This is a genomic window from bacterium, from assembly GCA_040753085.1.
In the GTDB taxonomy this organism is placed as follows: domain Bacteria; phylum UBA9089; class JASEGY01; order JASEGY01; family JASEGY01; genus JASEGY01.
In genome coordinates this window covers 1-18,798 of record JBFMHI010000007.1, presented here as the reverse complement: position 1 = coordinate 18,798, position 18,798 = coordinate 1, and the positions used below count along the sequence as shown (strand labels likewise).

General features: G+C 41.5%; 17 protein-coding genes. 16 read left to right on the top strand and 1 reads right to left on the bottom strand.

Going from position 1 to position 18,798, the window contains the following annotated elements; translation table 11 throughout:
* The first annotated feature begins 27 nt into the window (after window positions 1-27).
* The 15 genes from AB1797_01875 (at window position 28) to AB1797_01805 (ending at window position 16,818) form a co-directional block, all read left to right on the top strand.
* Window positions 28-1,236 (top strand): ATP-binding protein, encoded by a 1,209-nt coding sequence (locus AB1797_01875; GenBank protein ID MEW5766362.1) that lies wholly within the window; start codon window positions 28-30, stop codon window positions 1,234-1,236.
* Window positions 1,226-2,053, top strand: coding sequence for a transketolase (locus tag AB1797_01870; GenBank protein ID MEW5766361.1), 828 nt, complete (start codon window positions 1,226-1,228; stop codon window positions 2,051-2,053). The genes AB1797_01875 and AB1797_01870 overlap by 11 nt, the downstream gene beginning before the upstream one ends.
* Complete coding sequence (locus tag AB1797_01865) at window positions 2,050-3,018, top strand: transketolase C-terminal domain-containing protein (protein MEW5766360.1); 969 nt, start codon at window positions 2,050-2,052, stop codon at window positions 3,016-3,018. The genes AB1797_01870 and AB1797_01865 overlap by 4 nt, the downstream gene beginning before the upstream one ends.
* Window positions 3,019-3,329: 311 nt before the next feature.
* A complete protein-coding gene (locus AB1797_01860) occupies window positions 3,330-3,617 on the top strand; it encodes a nucleotidyltransferase domain-containing protein (GenBank protein MEW5766359.1) in 288 nt (95 codons plus the stop codon).
* Window positions 3,586-4,020 (top strand): nucleotidyltransferase substrate binding protein, encoded by a 435-nt coding sequence (locus AB1797_01855; protein MEW5766358.1) that lies wholly within the window; start codon window positions 3,586-3,588, stop codon window positions 4,018-4,020. The genes AB1797_01860 and AB1797_01855 overlap by 32 nt, the downstream gene beginning before the upstream one ends.
* Window positions 4,021-4,167: 147 nt before the next feature.
* Window positions 4,168-5,295, top strand: a complete 1,128-nt coding sequence (locus tag AB1797_01850; protein ID MEW5766357.1) for an ATP-binding protein — start codon at window positions 4,168-4,170, stop codon at window positions 5,293-5,295.
* 215 nt (window positions 5,296-5,510) lie between these two features.
* Window positions 5,511-6,443, top strand: a complete 933-nt coding sequence (locus AB1797_01845) for an NAD(P)-dependent oxidoreductase (protein ID MEW5766356.1) — start codon at window positions 5,511-5,513, stop codon at window positions 6,441-6,443.
* A gap of 10 nt (window positions 6,444-6,453) precedes the next feature.
* On the top strand, window positions 6,454-7,926 hold the full coding sequence (locus AB1797_01840; protein ID MEW5766355.1) for a radical SAM protein: 1,473 nt from the start codon (window positions 6,454-6,456) through the stop codon (window positions 7,924-7,926).
* Between the two features lie 16 nt (window positions 7,927-7,942).
* A complete protein-coding gene (locus AB1797_01835; protein ID MEW5766354.1) occupies window positions 7,943-8,941 on the top strand; it encodes a kinase in 999 nt (332 codons plus the stop codon).
* Window positions 8,942-8,946: 5 nt separating this feature from the next.
* Entirely contained in the window at window positions 8,947-9,750 is an 804-nt protein-coding gene (locus AB1797_01830) for a nucleotidyltransferase family protein (GenBank protein MEW5766353.1), read from the top strand.
* Window positions 9,674-10,915: a DegT/DnrJ/EryC1/StrS family aminotransferase gene (locus AB1797_01825; protein ID MEW5766352.1), complete on the top strand. Its 1,242-nt coding sequence runs from the start codon at window positions 9,674-9,676 to the stop codon at window positions 10,913-10,915. The genes AB1797_01830 and AB1797_01825 overlap by 77 nt, the downstream gene beginning before the upstream one ends.
* Window positions 10,878-11,810 (top strand): GDP-L-fucose synthase, encoded by a 933-nt coding sequence (locus AB1797_01820; protein ID MEW5766351.1) that lies wholly within the window; start codon window positions 10,878-10,880, stop codon window positions 11,808-11,810. The genes AB1797_01825 and AB1797_01820 overlap by 38 nt, the downstream gene beginning before the upstream one ends.
* Window positions 11,807-13,219 carry a glycosyltransferase gene (locus AB1797_01815; GenBank protein MEW5766350.1) on the top strand — a complete coding sequence of 471 codons (1,413 nt, stop codon included), beginning with the start codon at window positions 11,807-11,809 and terminating at the stop codon, window positions 13,217-13,219. The genes AB1797_01820 and AB1797_01815 overlap by 4 nt, the downstream gene beginning before the upstream one ends.
* Entirely contained in the window at window positions 13,216-14,856 is a 1,641-nt protein-coding gene (locus AB1797_01810) for a glycosyltransferase (protein MEW5766349.1), read from the top strand. Before AB1797_01815 ends, AB1797_01810 begins: the two co-directional genes overlap by 4 nt.
* A 219-nt stretch (window positions 14,857-15,075) precedes the next feature.
* Window positions 15,076-16,818, top strand: coding sequence for an SPASM domain-containing protein (locus tag AB1797_01805; GenBank protein MEW5766348.1), 1,743 nt, complete (start codon window positions 15,076-15,078; stop codon window positions 16,816-16,818).
* Window positions 16,819-17,382: 564 nt separating this feature from the next.
* Here AB1797_01805 and AB1797_01800 read toward each other — a convergent pair.
* Window positions 17,383-17,547 carry a riboflavin kinase gene (locus tag AB1797_01800; GenBank protein ID MEW5766347.1) on the bottom strand — a complete coding sequence of 55 codons (165 nt, stop codon included), beginning with the start codon at window positions 17,545-17,547 and terminating at the stop codon, window positions 17,383-17,385.
* 901 nt (window positions 17,548-18,448) lie between these two features.
* On the opposite strand from AB1797_01800, the gene AB1797_01795 reads away from it, so the two are divergent.
* Complete coding sequence (locus tag AB1797_01795; protein MEW5766346.1) at window positions 18,449-18,718, top strand: tetratricopeptide repeat protein; 270 nt, start codon at window positions 18,449-18,451, stop codon at window positions 18,716-18,718.
* The last annotated feature ends 80 nt before the right edge of the window (window positions 18,719-18,798 follow it).

Genomic DNA, 18,798 nt, shown 5'->3' with positions numbered 1-18,798 from the left:
AGCGGAGAAAAACAGAGGGATCTAATTATGGGTATAGAGAAATTACTTAAAAAACCAGAGGATTATCGATTGGAGTTCAAAAGGGAGTTAGGAGAACCATTATCTCTGGCCAAGGAGTTAGTGGCATTTTCTAACACCAAAGGCGGTAGGATTGTCATTGGAGTTGATGATAAAACAAGGGAGGCGGTTGGTATTGATCTTACCAAGGACTGGGAAGAGTTCATCATGAATGTGGCCACTAATAATTGCCATCCCATGATTTCACCACTGGTTGAATTTTATACATTGCAGGGCAAAACAATATGTATGATTGAAATTTTTCCAGGTAGACTAAAACCATATTTTGTGAGAAGAATTGGTCCTGAGAAAGGTGTTTATATCCGGATTGGTTCAACCAATAGGGTAGCGGATAAAGCATGGATAGATGAGTTAGCCCGACAAAGTAGAAATATAACCTATGATCGTTTAGAGGTGATAGGGGCAAGATTTGATGATTTTGACCTTGAGAAGATAAAATTTTACCAAAAGAGAAGGAATGAACGGTTGAATACCCCTCTCGAGGATGTAAATGAAGACTTTTTAGAAAAAGTTGGGATCATGAAAAGGCTTAACCGAGGTATCTATCCAACTATTGGTGGTCTTCTATTGATGGGAAAGGCCCCACAGAAGATAACTGATCTCCCGAGGGCTATAGTAAAGTGTGCACGATTTAAAGGAAACGAAAAGGGATTGTTCCTTGATCAGGCGGTTTTTGAAGATTCTCTCTATGAACAGATAGATAATACGGTTCGCTTTATCGCTAAGAATATCCGGTTAGGCGGTGTGATTAAAGGTTTATTAAGGCAGGACACATATGAATATCCACCAGAGGTATTTAGAGAGGCAGTGACGAATGCTGTTGTTCATCGTGATTACTTTCAGGCAGATAAGAGTGCCATTCGCGTGGCCATATACGATAATCGAATCGAGATAACGAGCCCTGGTCTTTTACCCATCGGAGTGGATATTGAATACATCGGAACTCAGCAAAGGACAAGGAATCCACTAATTGCCAAGATACTGTTTGAGATGAACTACTTTGATGAATGGGGGCAGGGTATAAATAAGATGAGACGTTTTATGAAAGAGGCCAATCTTTCTGAACCAGTTTTTGAAGAGATAGGAGATGAATTTAGGGTAACCTTATTTGGACCTGGTGAGGATTTTTTGAAGAGGGAAACATTGGATGAAGGTTAGTTTGGATTTGATTGAATTCTTAAAACAAAAGGCTTTGTGGGTAAGGCAAGAGACCCTTAAAATACACAAGATTGCCCCAGGAACAAGACTGGCATCCTCTTTATCCGATGTGGAGATATTTACCGTCTTATGGTATGGGAAGATTCTGAGGTTTGATCCAGATAATACACAATGGGAAAGTAGAGATAGATTGATAGTGAGTAAGGGTCATGGAGCAATATCTTTATACCCCATACTTGCTGACTTTGGTTTCTTTGATAAAAGGGAACTCAAAAGGGTTGGTAAGGAAGGCTCTTTCTTGGGGGGTATTCCAGACCCTATAATCCCAGGTTTTGAGACAGTGAATGGCGCTTTAGGGCATGGACTTGGAGTTGCCTGTGGCATGGCTCTGGCACTTAAAAGGAGAAGAATAGAGGCTTATATATTTGTTGTGTTGGGTGACGGTGAATTGTTTGAAGGGGCTGTTTGGGAGGCAATTATGTTTGCCTCTCATCATAGACTGGATAATCTAATCGCTATTGTTGATAATAATAAGAGATCTATGCTTGATTACTGCAAAAATATCATAGACTTGGAACCAATAGAGGATAGGTTTAGGAGTTTTAACTGGAATGCAGAGAGTGTTAATGGTCATGATGTAGAAGAACTATATCTTGCTATAACAGAATTTAAGAATAAAGATGGCAGCCATCCCAAGGCAATAATCGCAAATACAATAAAAGGAAAGGGTGTTCCTTCATTAGAAAATGACCCCCTCTGCCATGTAAAATCGTTAACTAAAGACGAAGTCGACAGTTTACTTAAGGAGTTGAAGTGAAAAGTACCCCGGCAAAAATAATGAGGGATGTTTTGATAGAAGAGGTCTATAAAAGGATGTTTCATAATGAAAATATCTTCTTTCTATCTGCTGATTTTGGATCACCAGCCCTTGATAAACTGAGGAAAAAATTTAAAGATAGATTTATAAATGTTGGAATTGCTGAGCAAAACCTTATAAATCTATCGGCAGGGTTGGCTCTTGAGGGCTTTACTGTATATGCCTATGCTATAGCCCCCTTTTTGACAATGAGGGCCTATGAACAGCTGCGGGTGAATCTATCTTTGACCTCACAAATAAAAGATATAAATGTTAATCTAATAGGAGTTGGAGCAGGAGTGAGTTACGAAGTATCCGGACCTACACACCATTGCTTTGAGGACATCTCCATAATAAGAACACTTCCTAATTTTATGGTATTCTCACCAAGTGACTGGCAACTTGCAGAGAGTTTTGTAGATCTCTCTATTAACATTAAGAAACCCAAGTATATAAGATTAGACGGAAAGCCATTGCCACAAATATATAATAATGTTGAAAGATTCGATTTAGAGAATGGATTCTGTGAACTATTGAAAGGAGAGAAAGTCTGCATAGTCTCTACAGGATATATGACTCATAAGGCGCTAAAGATAGCAAAAGAAATAAAGAAGAGTAAAATAGATCTTGGAGTGATAGATCTCTTTAGGTTAAAACCAATTGATGAGACTCTTCTTTTTGAGAGACTAAAGGGATATGAATCTGTTTTCACAATTGAAGAGGCATTTATAGATAAAGGGGGTTTAGATAGTCTGGTATTAAATATATTAAAGAATAAAAACTCGAGGATCAGATTGATGAATTTTGGGTTTAAGGATAAATATGTCTTTGATATGGGAAGTAGGGATTACCTATACCGATTACATGGCTTTGATGAAGAGAGCATTATTAAGACTATTAAAGGCTTCGAGCAATCTTTTTGTTAAACAGGGATTATCACGTAACCTAAATACTCGACAGCTAAAAGTTCTCCGTAACCCATTGGTATTGTTGGTGTTTGTAAGCCGAGCCGCCTTTAGAGGTAAATGTCCTATTCTAAATGGGTTAGGCTTGAAAACCCGTGAGAACTTTTAACTGTCAAGTTAACAACAATAGTGACTTAAAAGATAAGCTATTAGGATGATTTCTTACGTTTTTTACCAACGCAACGTCCCTTATTTTTTTGGAGCGAGGAATCACTTAAAGGGATTACTCTGTTTGTACTTGACAATTACCTAAATAGGTGACCCCATATACAATGCGTTTAGATAAACAGGAGAAAGAAGGGTTGAGATTTGCCTTGGCGGATTTTAAAGGTGAGATATATCTTTTTGGCTCAAGGCTTGATGAGAAAAAGAAAGGTGGCGATATTGATTTGCTTTTAATTCCGCAAACTAATGTAAACAGATTAAAACTTTCCTTAAGGATTCAGGCAAGATTTTTTTCAAAGTGTGAGGAAAGGATTGATATTGTAGTTTATAGGGATACCCCATTTTGCAGAGAGGTTATGAAGAATGCAAAAAGAGTTGATATTTCAGGAATTTGAAGACCTAAAAAAGGCTGTTATATTACTTGAGGCATCAATAAAGAAGTATAAACCTTATAAGATACATAAGATATATACTCCTGAGGAGCTGGAATACTATGATTCTTTGTCTTTCAGATTTGAAAAAAGCATAGAATTAACACTCAGTTTTTTAAAAGGACTTGAGATGTTTACTCATGCAAGGATAAGTGATACCTTGAGAGATAGATTACTAAATATGCAGAAGATTGAGATTATAGATGATGTTGATTTCTGGTTTGAGGCAAGAATACTTAGGAATAAAATAGCTCATGCATATATTACCGAAGAGTTAAAAGACCTTTATAATGAGATTTATGAAAGGTCAAAAGTAGTCTTTGAAACCTTAAAGAGAATTGAGATGTATCTTGCAAAAAAGATGTAAAAGGATTGATGAAATAATTCTTTTTACACAAAATGATCTTGGTAGTTTTTTGAAAGGTGCCTCCAGTTTATTCCAGGGCATAAAAAGGCAAGAGAGAATCTAAGAGAATTGTGAATTGCCGGTTGAAGAAAGAGGAGTTTTTAATCAATGAAGAATCCATTTCCAGTGGGCATTCCAGCCAAAAGTGACGATCTGATAGGAAGAGAGAAGGAATTAGAAAGTATTTCTAAGATGCTTATGTCCGGCCAGAGTGTCATTTTAATCTCTCCAAGAAGATATGGAAAGACATCTCTGAGTTTGGAGATATTAAGAAGGTTAAAGAAGGAAGGATGTTACACTCTTTATTTAGATATCTTTTCTATCCTTGATAGATATGATTTAGCCAGGCAGATTACAGAAAAAACTTTAGAGAATAAGAAAATCAGAAATTTTTCAAGGATGATAAGAGAAAAGTTTGCTACTCTACTGAAATCGATAGAATTTAAACAAGTTATAGAAGAGTTTGAGTTTGTCCTGAAGTTTAAGGATGAAGGCGTAGATGAATGGGAACTCTTACGAGAAACCTTAAATTTTCCAGATAAGATAGGAATAAAAGAGAACAAAAAAATGGTGGTGGTCTTTGATGAATTTGGCGATCTGGCAAAATTAAATGGCTTAGAATTACTGAAGCTAATGAGATCTATTTTTCAACTTCAGGAAAAGACAAGTTATCTCTTTACTGGAAGCCAAGAAAGCGTGATGAACGAACTCTTTCTAAGCAGAGAGCAGCCCTTTTTTAGATTTGGTATTATCCAAAATTTGAACCTCTTACCCCTTGATAGAATAAGAAGATATGTTGAGAAAAAATTTAGCCAGGAGGGAATTGCAATCAACTCAGAACATACTGATTTCATTGCCCAAAAGACCAAAGGCCATCCCTATTATACCCAACTTCTCTGCCAAAGGATCTACTTTAATCTGCTTGGAAAAAATACCATTGAGAAGGAAGATATTGAGAGGGCTTATTTGGATGCCATCTTAGAGGAACGGAACTTCTTTGAGCAATTGTGGACAGAGCTATTAGGAAAGAGGCATTACCGTGATGCCTTAAGAACCATACTTTTCTCTAAGAAACCTCTCTATTCCATAAAAGAGTTGAAAGAAATCAATCTTTCTCGAATTTTAAGAGGATTAAAAGGCAAAGGAATCATTAAGAAAACTAATCAAGCATATGAGATTGCAGATCCTTTTTTTAAAGAGTATCTAATTCTTAGATTTAGCGAGAAGATATTATAAAACAGACAAAATTTGTCTGAGACAGAATTTGTCTTTTTGTCTCTAATGCCCACTTTTATTTAGGCTGTATCTGTCAAAAAATTCAACAACCCGATAAATAGCTAAAGTTACCGTAATGTCGTGGGCTATTCCATTATTTTCTTCGTGACTCAGTGGCTTTGTGGCTGAATAGTTGCTTTTTTGGCAATCTCTTTGTTGAAAGGGGTGTATAGATATTGAAAATATTAGTAACTGGTGGGGCTGGTTATATTGGATCTATATTAGTTCCTGAACTCTTAAAGAATGGCTATGAGGTAATTGCCGTAGACAATTTTATGTATAACCAGGTATCTCTATTGGACTGTTGTTACAATGAGAACTTAAAGATTATCCGTGGCGATGTTCGCAACAGAGATCTCATCTCTAATTGTCTGAAGGAGGTCGAGGCCATCTTTCCCTTAGCCTGTCTTACCGGGGCGCCACTCTGTGCCAAAAACCCGATTGGGGCTCAAACTATCAACCTTGAGGCCGTGAAGATGATCCTGGAACTGAGAAGCAAGGATCAACCGATTATCTTTCCCACCACGAATAGTGGGTATGGGATAGGGGAGAAGAGCAAGTATTGCACTGAGGAGACGCCGTTGAGACCTATCTCATTATATGGCCAACTGAAAGTTGAGGCAGAAAAAATGCTCTTAGATGATGGAAACTGCATTACACTCCGTCTGGCAACAGTCTTTGGGATAAGCCCCAGGATGCGCCTTGATCTATTGGTCAATGACTTTGTCTATCGGGCCGTTACAGATCGCTTTCTTGTTCTTTTCGAGGCACACTTTAAGAGAAATTATTTACATATAAGGGATGCAACCCGAGTCTTTATCCACTGCCTTGAGAACCTCGATAGAATGAAGAATGAACCATATAACGTAGGCTTAAGTGAGGCCAACCTGAGTAAATGGGAACTGTGTGAAAAGATACAAAAGCAGGTTCCTGATTTTTATTTTATAGAGGCTGAGGTCGGCGAAGACCCGGATAAAAGAGATTATATCATCAGCAATGAAAAGATAGAGGCGAGGGGGTTTAAAGCAGAAATTTCTTTAAAAGAAGGAATAGAGGAATTAATCAAAGGATATCAGATTATCAGGAGAAATCAGTTCTCTAATGTTTGAGGAGGGTCGGATGAAAGAGCGGTTGGACTTATTAATTGTTAATCCAGGCAATCAGAAAGAGGTGTATGGTGATTTGAGCCTGTCACTTTCGGGGATTGAACCGCCGATCTGGTGTGCTATGCTGGCCGCCTTTATTCGAGACCATGGTTGCTCAGTAAAGATCATTGATGCCGATGCCGAGAATTGGGCCCCGGAATATGTCGCCGAAAAAATCGCTGAGTATAGCCCCCTCCTTGTAGGTATCATTGTTCTTGGGACAAACCCCTCAGCCTCTTCTACACCAAAGATGCCGGCAGTAAGAGAGACTATTCAGGCATTGAGAGAGAAAATGCCTGATCTCATGATACTCCTTGGTGGTCTTCATCCATCAGCCCTTCCCGAAAGGAGTCTGAGGAAAGAAGGTGTTGACTTTGTCTGCGAGGGTGAAGGATTTTATACTATCCTCAAGCTCTTAGATACGTTGAAGTCGGAGAAAAGAACTGATGATTACCAGATCGAGGGCCTCTGGTATATCAAAGATGGGAAGGTGATTTCAAACCTCCCTGCTCCATTAATTAAAGACCTTGACGAACTTCCATTTCCAGCCTGGGATCTCCTATCTATGAATAAATACAGGGCTCACAACTGGCACTGCTTTGAGGACCTGAGTAGTAGAGATTCTTATGGAGTTATCTACACTAGTCTGGGCTGTCCTTTTAGATGTAGCTATTGTCCTATCCATGCCTTTTATGGTAAGCCAGGCATCCAGTATCGAAGTCCCCATAAGGTAGTAGAGGAGATAGATCTTTTGGTAAAGAATTATAATATTAAGAATATTAAGATTATGGATGAATTATTTGTTCTTAGGGAAGACCGGCTGGTAGAATTCTGTGACCTCATTATTCAGAGGGGATATAGATTGAATATGTGGTGCTATGCCAGGGTTGATACGGTGAACAAGAATGTGCTTAAAAAGATGAAACAGGCAGGTATCAACTGGGTGGCCTATGGATTTGAATCTGCCAGCGAAAGAGTCCGCCAGGGTGTCTCCAAGAAGATTCACCAGGAGAAGATAAGCGAGGCTATCGACATGACCTACCAGGCCGGTATCAACATAATGGGGAATTTCATCTTCGGCCTTCCTGATGATGATTATGAGACAATGCAGGAGACCCTGAATATGGCCAAGGATTACAATTTTGAATATGTGAATTTTTACACGGCTATGGCCTATCCTGGATCGCAGCTTTATAATTACGCCTTGGAGCAGAGATGGCCGTTACCAGAGACCTGGCTTGGATATGCTCAACTGGGCTATGAGACCTTGCCTCTTCCTACCAAGTATCTTTCCGGACCGGATGTCTTAAGATTTAGAGACAGGGCATTTCATGAGTATTTCTCTAATCCGAAGTACCTCGAAAAAGTAAGAAGGAAGTTTGGGGAAGAGGTAGAAAGGTCTATATTTGACATGCTAAAGAAGAAGTTGAAACGCCGATATGCCTGAGGAGGTGTTTAATAAGATGATTATTAGTAGAACCCCCTTTCGGATTTCCTTCTTTGGTGGGGGGACAGACTATCCCGTGTATTACCGGGAACATGGGGGAGCGGTGTTGGCTACTACTATCGATAAATACTGCTACATTACCTGTCGATATCTCCCGCCCTTCTTTGACCATACCCATCGGATTGTTTACTCTCAGATAGAGAATGTAAAGACCGCCTCGGAGATTCAGCACCCCGCCGCTAAGGCGGTGTTGCAGTTTATGGATGTAAATGCCGGGGTGGAAATACACCATGATGGAGATTTACCCGCCAAGACAGGGCTGGGGTCAAGCTCATCATTTACCGTAGGGCTTTTGCATTCCATTTATGCCTTGAAGGGTATCATGGCTACCAAAATGCAATTGGCCCAGGAGGCCATCCATGTGGAGCAGAATATCATTAAAGAGAATGTCGGCTCTCAAGACCAGGTCTCAGCAGCCTTTGGTGGTTTTAACCGGATAGACTTCCATCGGGATAACACCATCAAGGTCAATCCTGTAATTATAAACAAAGAGAAGCTGAATCAACTCCATGCCCGGATGATCTTCTACTTTAGTGGATTCTCAAGAATTGCCTCTGAAGTGGCCGAAAAGCAGATTGAAAATATCCCTAAAAAGAAGAAAGAACTATCCACCATGCACCAAATGGTAGATGAAGCCCTGGCCATTCTTACCAATGAGCATGGAGATATCTTAGATTTTGGGAAGCTATTGCATGAATCTTGGGTCCTCAAGCGTGGTTTAACCGAGAAGATATCGACTTCTGAAATCGATAATATTTATGAGGTCGCCAGGAGGGCCGGTGCGGTAGGCGGAAAGCTGTTAGGTGCAGGAGGCGGCGGGTTTATGGTGATATTTGCTGAGCCGGAGATTCAGCCAAGGATAAGGGCCAGACTGATGGGTCTCCTGGAGGTTCCTTTTAAGTTTGAAAATCAAGGCAGCCAGATTATCTTCTACCAGCCGAATGGGTTTTATTAAAGAAAATGGGGACACCGCTAAGTCTGAAAGATATAGATGTGGTTATTCTCTGTGGTGGGTTAGGTAAACGACTTCAGGGTGTAGTGGCTGATCGGCCTAAGCCTATGGCTGAGATAAACCAACGGCCTTTTTTAGATATCCTGATAGAATATGTGGCTGGGTATGGTTTTAATCGCTTTATTCTGTGCATAGGATATATGGGTGAGGTGATCAGAGGGCATTATCAAAAGAGCCGTCGCCCTTCGACTATCTTATTTTCCGAGGAAAAAGAACCCTTAGGCACGGCAGGGGCCATAAAGAATGCCGAACCACTCATTCAAAGCAGCCCGTTTCTGGTTATGAATGGAGATTCATTCTGCCAGGTAGAGCTGGATAGATTCATTGATTTCCATATCACTAAAGGGACCTTGGTTACTATGGTCCTGGCTTGGGCTGGAGAGACGGCAGATTATGGTTCAGTAACTATAAATTCCTCAGGGCAAATCTTGAGATTCGATGAAAAGGTCTATCGGGGAGGTAGAAGGCTTATTAACGCCGGGGTATATCTTATGGAAGAAGAAGTGCTTTCTCTGATACCTCCCCATAGAAATTATTCTCTCGAATACCACCTCTTCCCCATGATTATTGACAGAAAGGTTTACGGGTATGTGACCGAGGGGGGGCTGATAGACATTGGGACTCCCCAGCGATACGCAAAGGCCAGAGATTTTATCTACGAAAAAGGAGGCTTGAGTGCCTACTCAACAGATGCCTTTTGGAACAATGGTGATCACCCAGAAATCCAGGGACTTGGTCAACGAGATACTTGATTCTAAAAGGGTTTCCTGCGGTAAGTATGTAAGGCAATTTGAGGAGAGATTTGCCGAGTTAGTCGGAACAGAAGAGGCGGTGGCCGTCTCAAGTGGAGCGGATGCCGATGCCTTGGCTTTAGCGGTTCTCTATGATTTGGGGGCCAAGCGAGACGATGAAGTCATTGTGCCGGCCTTATCTTTCGTAGCTACGGGCAATGCTGTTCTGCAAGCCGGCTTTAAGCCGGTTTTTGTGGATATTGAAAGAGAGACCTTAAATATAGACCCCCATCAAATAGAACAGGCCATCACCACCAAGACAAGGGCCATAATGCCGGTTCATCTTATGGGAAAACCGGCTGAGATGGACACGATTAATGAGATTGCCCGGCGGCATCATCTCTATGTGGTAGAAGATGCGGCTGAGGCCCATGGGGCAAGGTATAAGAGTAAGAATATAGGAACTCTGGGGGATATGGCGGCCTATAGTCTATACTTAGCCCATATGATCACTACTATAGAGGGGGGAGTCATCACTACCAACCATCCTGAATTTGCCGAGGTCTTAAGGTCTTTAAGGTCGCATGGAAGGGCTTGTAAATGCAAAAGTTGTGTCTTAAATCTTGCCTCAGCCTATTGTCCCAAGAGATTTGAGTATGGCGAGGGAGTAGATCTCAGGTTCATATTTGAAAGGATTGGATTCTCCTGTAAGATGAATGAAATAGAGGCGGCTGTTGGGTTGGGAAGCCTGGAAATCTACGACGAAATCCTAAGAAAGAGGAAGAAGAATTTTGCTACGATGAGTGAGAAGTTTAAAAGGTTTGACCAGTATTTTGTTACTATCAAGGAAGAACCTTATGAGGAGATTGGACCACATGCCTTTCCGATTGTTCTCAAGGAAGGTGTTAGATTTAGTAGAGACCATTTCGTTGATTTTTTAGAAAAGAATGGGATTGAGACAAGGAGTCTATTCGCCTCGATGCCAACTCAGTGTCAGGGTTTTAAATTTCTGGGATATAAACTGGGTGAGTTCCCCGAGGCGGAATACATAGGAAATAATGGACTTCACATCGGGGTGCACCAAGACATAGATGAAGAGCAGATAGATTATTTCATCGAGGTGGTGGATAGATTTTTAGAGGTAAGCTATGGAGAAAGACGCGCTCATATATGTGGCCGGACATGAAGGCTTTGTTGGTTCGGCCATTGTCCGAAAGTTAAGGTGCCTGGGTTATAGAAATTTACTCCTCAGGAAAGAGGCGGAACTCAATCTGACTGACCAGGCCGAGACCAGGCTGTTTTTCCAAAGGGGGGCGCCGGAATATGTGTTTCTATGCGCCGAGAAGGTGGGCGGTATCCTGGCTAATAACACCTACCCAGCCGATTTCATTTACCAAAATATTATGATTCAGACGAATGTTATTGATTCGGCCTACCGAAATGGGGTCAAAAAACTCCTGTTTACGGGAAGCTCATGCAGCTATCCTAAGATGTGCCTACAGCCTATGAAGGAAGAGTATCTGCTCTCTGGCTATCTGGAACCCACCAATGAAGCTTATGCGATAGCTAAAATAGCCGGTATAAAGATGTGCCAGTCTTATAACCGGCAGTATGGCACAAACTACATAGTCACTATGCCGGCCAATTTATATGGGGTGAATGATGACTTTGACCCACGGGATAGTCATGTGATACCGGCCTTGCTTAGGAAATTTCATAAGGCCAACCTCTCCAAAGAGGATGTAGTTATCTGGGGAACCGGTCAGCCTAAAAGAGAATTCCTCTATGTGGATGATTTTGCCGAGGCCTGTATTTTCTTGATGAATGAATATAATAGCTGTGAAATAATAAATGTTGGGTCAGGAGAAGATATATCCATAGCTGAACTGGCTAATCTAATTAAGCAAGTAGTGGGTTTTGAAGGTAGCATAGTGTATGATCAGACCAAGCCTGATGGTATGCCCAAGAAGCTTCTGGATGTAAGCAAGATAAGAAGTCTGGGTTGGAAGGCTAAAACAAGCTTGGAAGAAGGCACAAAAGCCACCTACGATTGGTATAAGGAGTCTGGATCAGCCCAGTGAAGAAACTAAGTATCGTCATAGCCACTTATAATAGGCGGAAATATTTGAAGAATTGCCTCCATTCTATTCTTCAAGGAAATATCGAGGTGGATTATGAAATAGTGGTAGTTGATGGTGGTTCAACTGATGGCACCCAAGAATTTCTAATGAAACAGCCCTATACAAGAATTATTGAAGATAAGCGGGAAGGTCCAACAAAGGCATACAACCAGGGGATTAGGGCGGCTGAGGGCGAGTATGTATGTTGGTTAAATGACGATCTCATGTTAGTAAATGATTCTCTGATGAACTTGTTAAATTTTTTAGAGAGAGAGAAAGGTAACCGGGTAGAAATAATAGGGGCCTTTTATTTTTCCGAAGTGGAAGAGAATAATTTTGATATTAGATCTACCTTTGGATTGCCTGATGCCAGCTTTGGGATGGCCAAGACTTCAGTTATGAAGAAATTGAAATATTTTGATGAGACCTTTGTTAGATTCCATTCAGATTCAGATATTAACTTAAGAGCCTGGGAAAGAGGCTTGGTAACGGTGGGGGTGAGGGAAGCAAAGCTTAAGCATTACTTAGTAGATGACCACATTAGAAAAGATTTTGCGCTCCAGGGCTATGATGATTATAGAGTATTTTTAAAAAGATGGAATTACCACCGGGTTAAGCGTCTAATATTTTCAATAAAAGAAAAATTAATAGATAAATACCTTGAAAAAAATAGCTATTGGCAATATTTCCTTGTTAAAGCATTATTTCTTCAAGAAGAAGGAGAATTAGGAAAATCGGATTACTTAATAAAGAAAATATATTTATTATTAGATGAAGTTACGGAATTAAATAGTGGATGGGCCTATGAATGGGGATTAGGCGTGGCGAAAGATATATTTTATGAAAGTAAAAAATTTAATACCGCCGAGAGATGGTTTAAATTCATAATATCATTGAAGGATAACTGTAGTAAGAATATAAGGGTAACCAGCCTAATTCATCTGGGGAACCTTTACTCCCAACAAGGAAAATTCAGCGAAGCAGAAGAGAAACTAAGGGAAGCCATATCCTTAGAACCTAAGGATAAAAGTAGAGTAGTATCTATTTATTATGCCATGGGATCAAATTATGAAAAGCAAGGTAAATTAGATAAAGCCAAAGAAAAATTCAATGAAGTTATAGAATTAAGTAAGGAGTTTGCCTCATATAATTCAAATAAATATATTGGTGGAGCTCATTTCCATCTGGGATGTATTTATAAGGGATTGAATAGGACAGAAGAGACAAGACATCACCTGGAGGAATGTCTAAGATTTACACCCCAGCACAGAAAAGCAAGGGAGAGTTTGATGTTTTATAGCCTTGAGCCTAAACACCTGAGTAGTTATCTCTCCACTCTTCCTTCTCCACTGAGGATGACAGACAAATGAAGGAGAAGAGATTTATACCTAATGAGATCAAAGAGATTCTTCTTATCAGGTCAGCTCGTATGGAACAAGTAAATAGGGTGCTCCATGATTTAAAGATGAAATCCCCTCAAGCTTCCATCACAGTTTTGGCCCAAGCTCAAGTAGAGAATGAATTAAGGAAGGATTCACAGGTAGAGGAGATAATTTTATATAATGAGAGAAAATTTAACATCTGGAATGGCCTTAAATATTTATCTAAAATAAGGAAAAAAAGATTTGATTTAGCCGTTATTCTATACAATACCCCTTCTGGGGTTGGCTGCCTCAATGTGGAATTATTTGCCTTACTCATTAGGGCTAAATATAGAATGGTCTATGAATTAGACGGCCATAGCTTTGTTCTCCCATGGTATTTCTGCCCTCTGAAATTCATAAGGGCTATAAAGAAGGTAATAGACTTATTCATATTTTTATTTATCGCTTTCAACATAAAGTCAAGGAAAGAGTTCCCCAAGGGTATAAAGAGAAAAAAGAAGATGGTATGTATAGGAATAGATGGACGTGTCTTGGGTTATTATAAGGGGGGGGTGCCGGAGTACATATATAACCTGGTTGAAAATCTTGGTTTGATGAAGGAGAATGGATTTAAGTATATAATATTTCAGGGGGGGCAGAGAAACTCCTTCTCGGCTAACAGTAACATTAGGCAACAGACTATCAGAATCCCTTCTTTTCACTTTCAAGAGCAGATCTTCTGGCCAGTGGAGTTGTCAAAGCAGGGGATAGATTTATTCCACGGCACTGCCTGTATTACTCCCCTCATAAGACCGTGTAAATCGATAATAACTATCCACGATCTCGCCTGGGTCCGATTCCCTCAATATCTACCAGATCCATTTCTTTCAGGCTTGAAGAAATGGATACCTATCTCCATCAAAGGCGCCGACCTTATCATTGCCGTTTCGAGGAAGACAAAGGAGGATATAATAGAATTCTTTGGTGTCCCCGAGAACAAGATTAAAGTGGTTTATGAGGGAGTAAATAAGAGGGTATATCGACCTATTGAAGATACCAGGTCGATGGAGAAAATCAGGCAGAAATACCATATCTTTGATCCTTTTATCCTGAATGTAGGGGCATTGCAGCCCCGAAAGAATATTCAGGGGATAATAAAGGCATATTATAAGCTTAAAAATGATAATTACTTAGACTATAAATTGGTTATTCCGGGAAGGAAAGGCTGGCTCTATAATGAGATCTTTCAACTGGTGAGAGACTTAGAGCTGGAGAAGGATGTCATCTTTACAGGAGCGGTAGAAAATGAGGAACTGTCATATTTATATAATGCGGCCGAGCTATTTGTCTTTCCATCCTTCTATGAGGGATTTGGCTTGCCAGTATTAGAGGCAATGGCCTGTGGGACGCCGGTTATAACCTCAAATACATCATCCTTAACTGAAGTAGCCGGTGAGGCGGCTATTCTGGTTGATCCTCATAATGTAGAAGAATTGGCTGAAGCGATGCATAGGGTTTTAACAGATACCGCCTTAAAGGATCAGATGAGAGAAAAAGGTTTAGAGCAAGTAAGTAAATTTTCCTGGGAGAAGTGCGCCAGAGAGACCTTAGAAGTTTACCAGGAAGCTTTGGGTCGGATATAAAATCCGCCATCTTTGATGATCGAATTGAGATTACAAGCCCCAGGGTATCACCTATGGGCATTTTCCTGGAAGACCTTGGCCTTGGTTCATCTGAGATAAGAAATAGGGTTGAGGCATCAGCTCTTATCGGCTAATTTGCCTCGATCTTCAGCCTTCAGTCGTCAGCCTTCAGTCGTCAGCCTATCCACCTGAGTAGTTACAAAAAAAAGAGGGTCACTAATGAGAGTAACTGCCATCATTGAGACAGACCTTTCTCCCAACTGGCAGGGAGAACGAGGTTGGATATTAGAACCGATTCAGGGCAAGCCTGCACTGGAGCATCTCCTGAATAGATTAAAAAGGTCCAGGCGTGTGGGAAAGATCGTCTTTTTTGGTCCAGCCCGACCAGAGAATGAGCCTTTCTTTAGACGGGCTAAGGAGTGGGGGATAGAGGTTTTTTCCGGAGACATAGCTGAGGTAAGCCATCAAATAGGGACAGATACGTTCCTCCGAGTAAAAGGGGGAAATATGTTGGTTGATCCGGCCATCATCGATCAAATGATTGAATCCCATCGACAAAAAGGAGCCGATTATACCTGTCTGGTTGGCCTTCCTCAAGGGACAGAGGCAGAGGTGTTTTCCAATAAGGCCTGGCCCACATCTAATAATAACCCCTCTAAGACACCCTTCCCAAGGCCTCAATCTGTCGAGAAGGTCGCTGACAATCTGAGGGTCAATAGGTTCGAGATAAAGGATCCCTTAATGGGGCCGGCCTTAAAGTTGGGTATCAACCGGAAAGAGGATGCCTATTTTCTATCAGAGATCTTCGACCTCATGGGCGGGCCCATAGAAGAAATCAGCCTCAGAGAGGCGGTTGAATTTTTGTTAGGCTATCAAGAAACCCTGGCGGAGAAAATGACGGCCGAGTCAAATCTGCTTGCCCGTAAATTATACAACAAGAAGCTCAATATGATCGAATGTCACCTCCAGAAAGAAGAACTCCTCTCCCGGCCAATATGGCTTCAATTAGAGCTTACTTCTCGGTGCAACCTGAAGTGTATCATGTGCGGTCAGAAAAGGCAGGATGGGCTAAGGCTGGGGGATATGCCCCTGAATTTATTTAAGCAAACCGAGGATGTCCTGTCTTATCTTCCTCAGGTCAGCTCCTACGGCTGGGGGGAATCCCTCCTCCATCCCGACTATTTAAAGATGTTTCGGATTATGAGAAAATACCAGGCGGATGTCCTTCTTTATACTAATGGGATGAGGCTAACGGAAGAAATAGCTAAGGAGATAGTTGTGGGCGGGTGCCGCGATCTGGTCTTTTCCTTTGCCGGAGCAACCAAAGAGACCTCGGAATACATCCGGCGGGGCTTAGACTTCTCAAGGCTTGTCCGGGCGGTGGAAATGGTGCAAGACTTAAAGCAACGCTTTATCAGCTCGAAACCCAACCTGAGGATCGCCTTTTTAGCCATGCGAAAGAATATCAGGGAGCTTCCTCAACTGGTCAGATTAGCTTCAAGTCTGGGAGTAAAAAAGATACTAATTACTTATCTGGTGGTAAATAGGCCGGAACTTAGAGATGAATCCCTTTACTATCATCAGGAATTGGCTAATGAGTTTCTTAAGGCCGGCCTGGAAGAGGCTAAAAGGCTGGGTGTTTCCATAGACCTTCCCGGTTTCTTTGGGCGGAAGAGTGACAACGGCTCCCAACGCAAGGTCTGTTATGAACCCTGGACCAATGCCTATATCTCCAACGAAGGCAAGGTCATCCCTTGTTGTAAGATTTCCACCCCCTTAGGCGATCTCTCTAAACACACCTTTGAAGAAATATGGAATTCTAAAGCCTACACAAACTTCCGCCAGAGAGTAAACAGCGACCATCCCCCGGCCGAATGTCGGGAATGTCCCTTCTTTAAATATCAGGACATCAACGACGAAAAAACCCACCTCCAGTTGGACGGCCACTGGAAGCTTAGATAAGAGTAACCGTTTAGGGGGTAATGAAAGTTGAGGGGGGATTTTCGACCTGTACGGTTAGGCTGAGCCTTGGAAACCGCTAAAGCGGTTATGATTCTATATGTTGTCTTATTCGCATCACCCTGATAAATCAGGGTGCTAATCTCAGTAGAAATGGGGACATTAATCTCGCTAGAAATGAGGAGATGATGAGAATAGCAACCCAATTTATCGGGGTGAATCGGTAGAGAACAAGCCCCCTCCTAACCGCTTCAGCGGTTTCTTAACCGTACAGGTCGGAAATTTTTGTAACTATTCAGCTTTTAAGGCATAAAGACACAAAGATTACCAATAATAGCACACGGATTACACGGATGAGACGGATTGACACGGATAAAAATTTATTAGAAAAAATCCGTGAGAATCCGCCAAAATCTGTGTCATCCGTGTGCTATTCTATCATTCTCTTCGTGGCTTTGTGGCTGAACGGTTACAGATAAGATAGTTCGGCGAGGTTCATCGTTTCGGCCGCTCAGGGGTTAATGGCGACTATCCCACCCCTCGCCGCCAGGAAAAAATTGAGGGTTTTCAGGCCAATAGTAGGTTCCTGGCTATTTCTTCATCACGTTCGAGCTGCCTTTTAAGTTGGGTGGAATCACGGAAGGTCATATCCGACCTGAGGCGGGGGCCAAAGCGTACCCGAAGAGATTGACCATATAGATCCCCCTCGAAATCGAAAAGGTAGACTTCCAGGCTGTATTCAGAGTGCTTTCTGTCAGGACATCTTCTATCGGACGCATCGTTACGCCACCAGGGAAGACCGAAGTTAAAATCAAACGGTTGCGCTGCAGTTCCTTTTCTTCTCGAGATAGGATTGTTTTCTCAGTCTTCGGCAGGGAAAGCATCTGGCCGCAAGGCAGTAACTGTTTGAGGCAGGGAACTGGGCCAGGCAAACGTGGCTCGAAAAGAATAGCGCCCTGCTCAGCAATGTCGTAGATCGTCCTACGGCTGAGGTTGTATTCCTGTGCCATACGCACCACTCCACCCCAGGGACGGTTAGGAGCGTAATACCGCTGAGCGATTTCTATGCGGTCATAGGCTGTCACATCCGGACGCTGGTATTGGCCACGCCGCACGTGCCATTTACTGAGGGTCTGGTAGCACGCTTGGCGGTGTGGACAAGCAGATAGTTTGCAAGCGGAGGGCGTGTCTTCTGTTGCTTGAGTGTGGTAGCAGGCAGATAGTTTGGTCGTGGATGATGGGTCAGGGTCGGCAAATCTCCCTATCTCCGGTTCCCCAAAGGGAGTGAGAAACGAGCCATCTGACCCAAAAGCAGTTATGGATAGACTGGTTGGAAGCGTATCCCGTAGAGTGATGGTATCCTTCATTTGAACCTCCTTGTAGTAGTCCGATTAGTGGTGTGATTGGGATATATTCAAAGTATACCATCTTTGGGGAAATTATTCCTCAGTTTTGAAACGATGCCTGTTTTTTACATTATTGTTATCTTTTGTATAGCCGGGGTTTTCTTGAATTGTGCTCACTCTCCAAAACAAAGAACTTTAATCTTTAAAGATGAAAATGCCGAAAAAAAGCAGAATATTTACAAAATAGCATAAGGACTAATCCTAATGATGTAGAAAGTCGCATGGAATTGGGTAAGATATTTTTGAAAGAGGATTTTATTGAGGAGGCTATTGGTGAATTTAAGCAGGTTTTGGATGTTGATTCAAATTACATTCCTGCATATCTTTTGCTTTCTTTAGCCCTTCAAAAGTGTCCAAATCCTGATTTATTAAGAGTGGTTGAATTATTAGAGAAAGCTGTTCAAGTAGCTCCAGACAATGCTGATGTTCACTTGAATCTTGCCCAAGTTTATAATAACGTGAATATGAAAACTCAATTTCACCAGAACTCCCTGTAACCCAATATGTTGTGCATCGTTGGACGCTTCTCTGAAATCGCTAAATCTTGACGAAGAGAGCTTACCACAGTAAGTTTAAA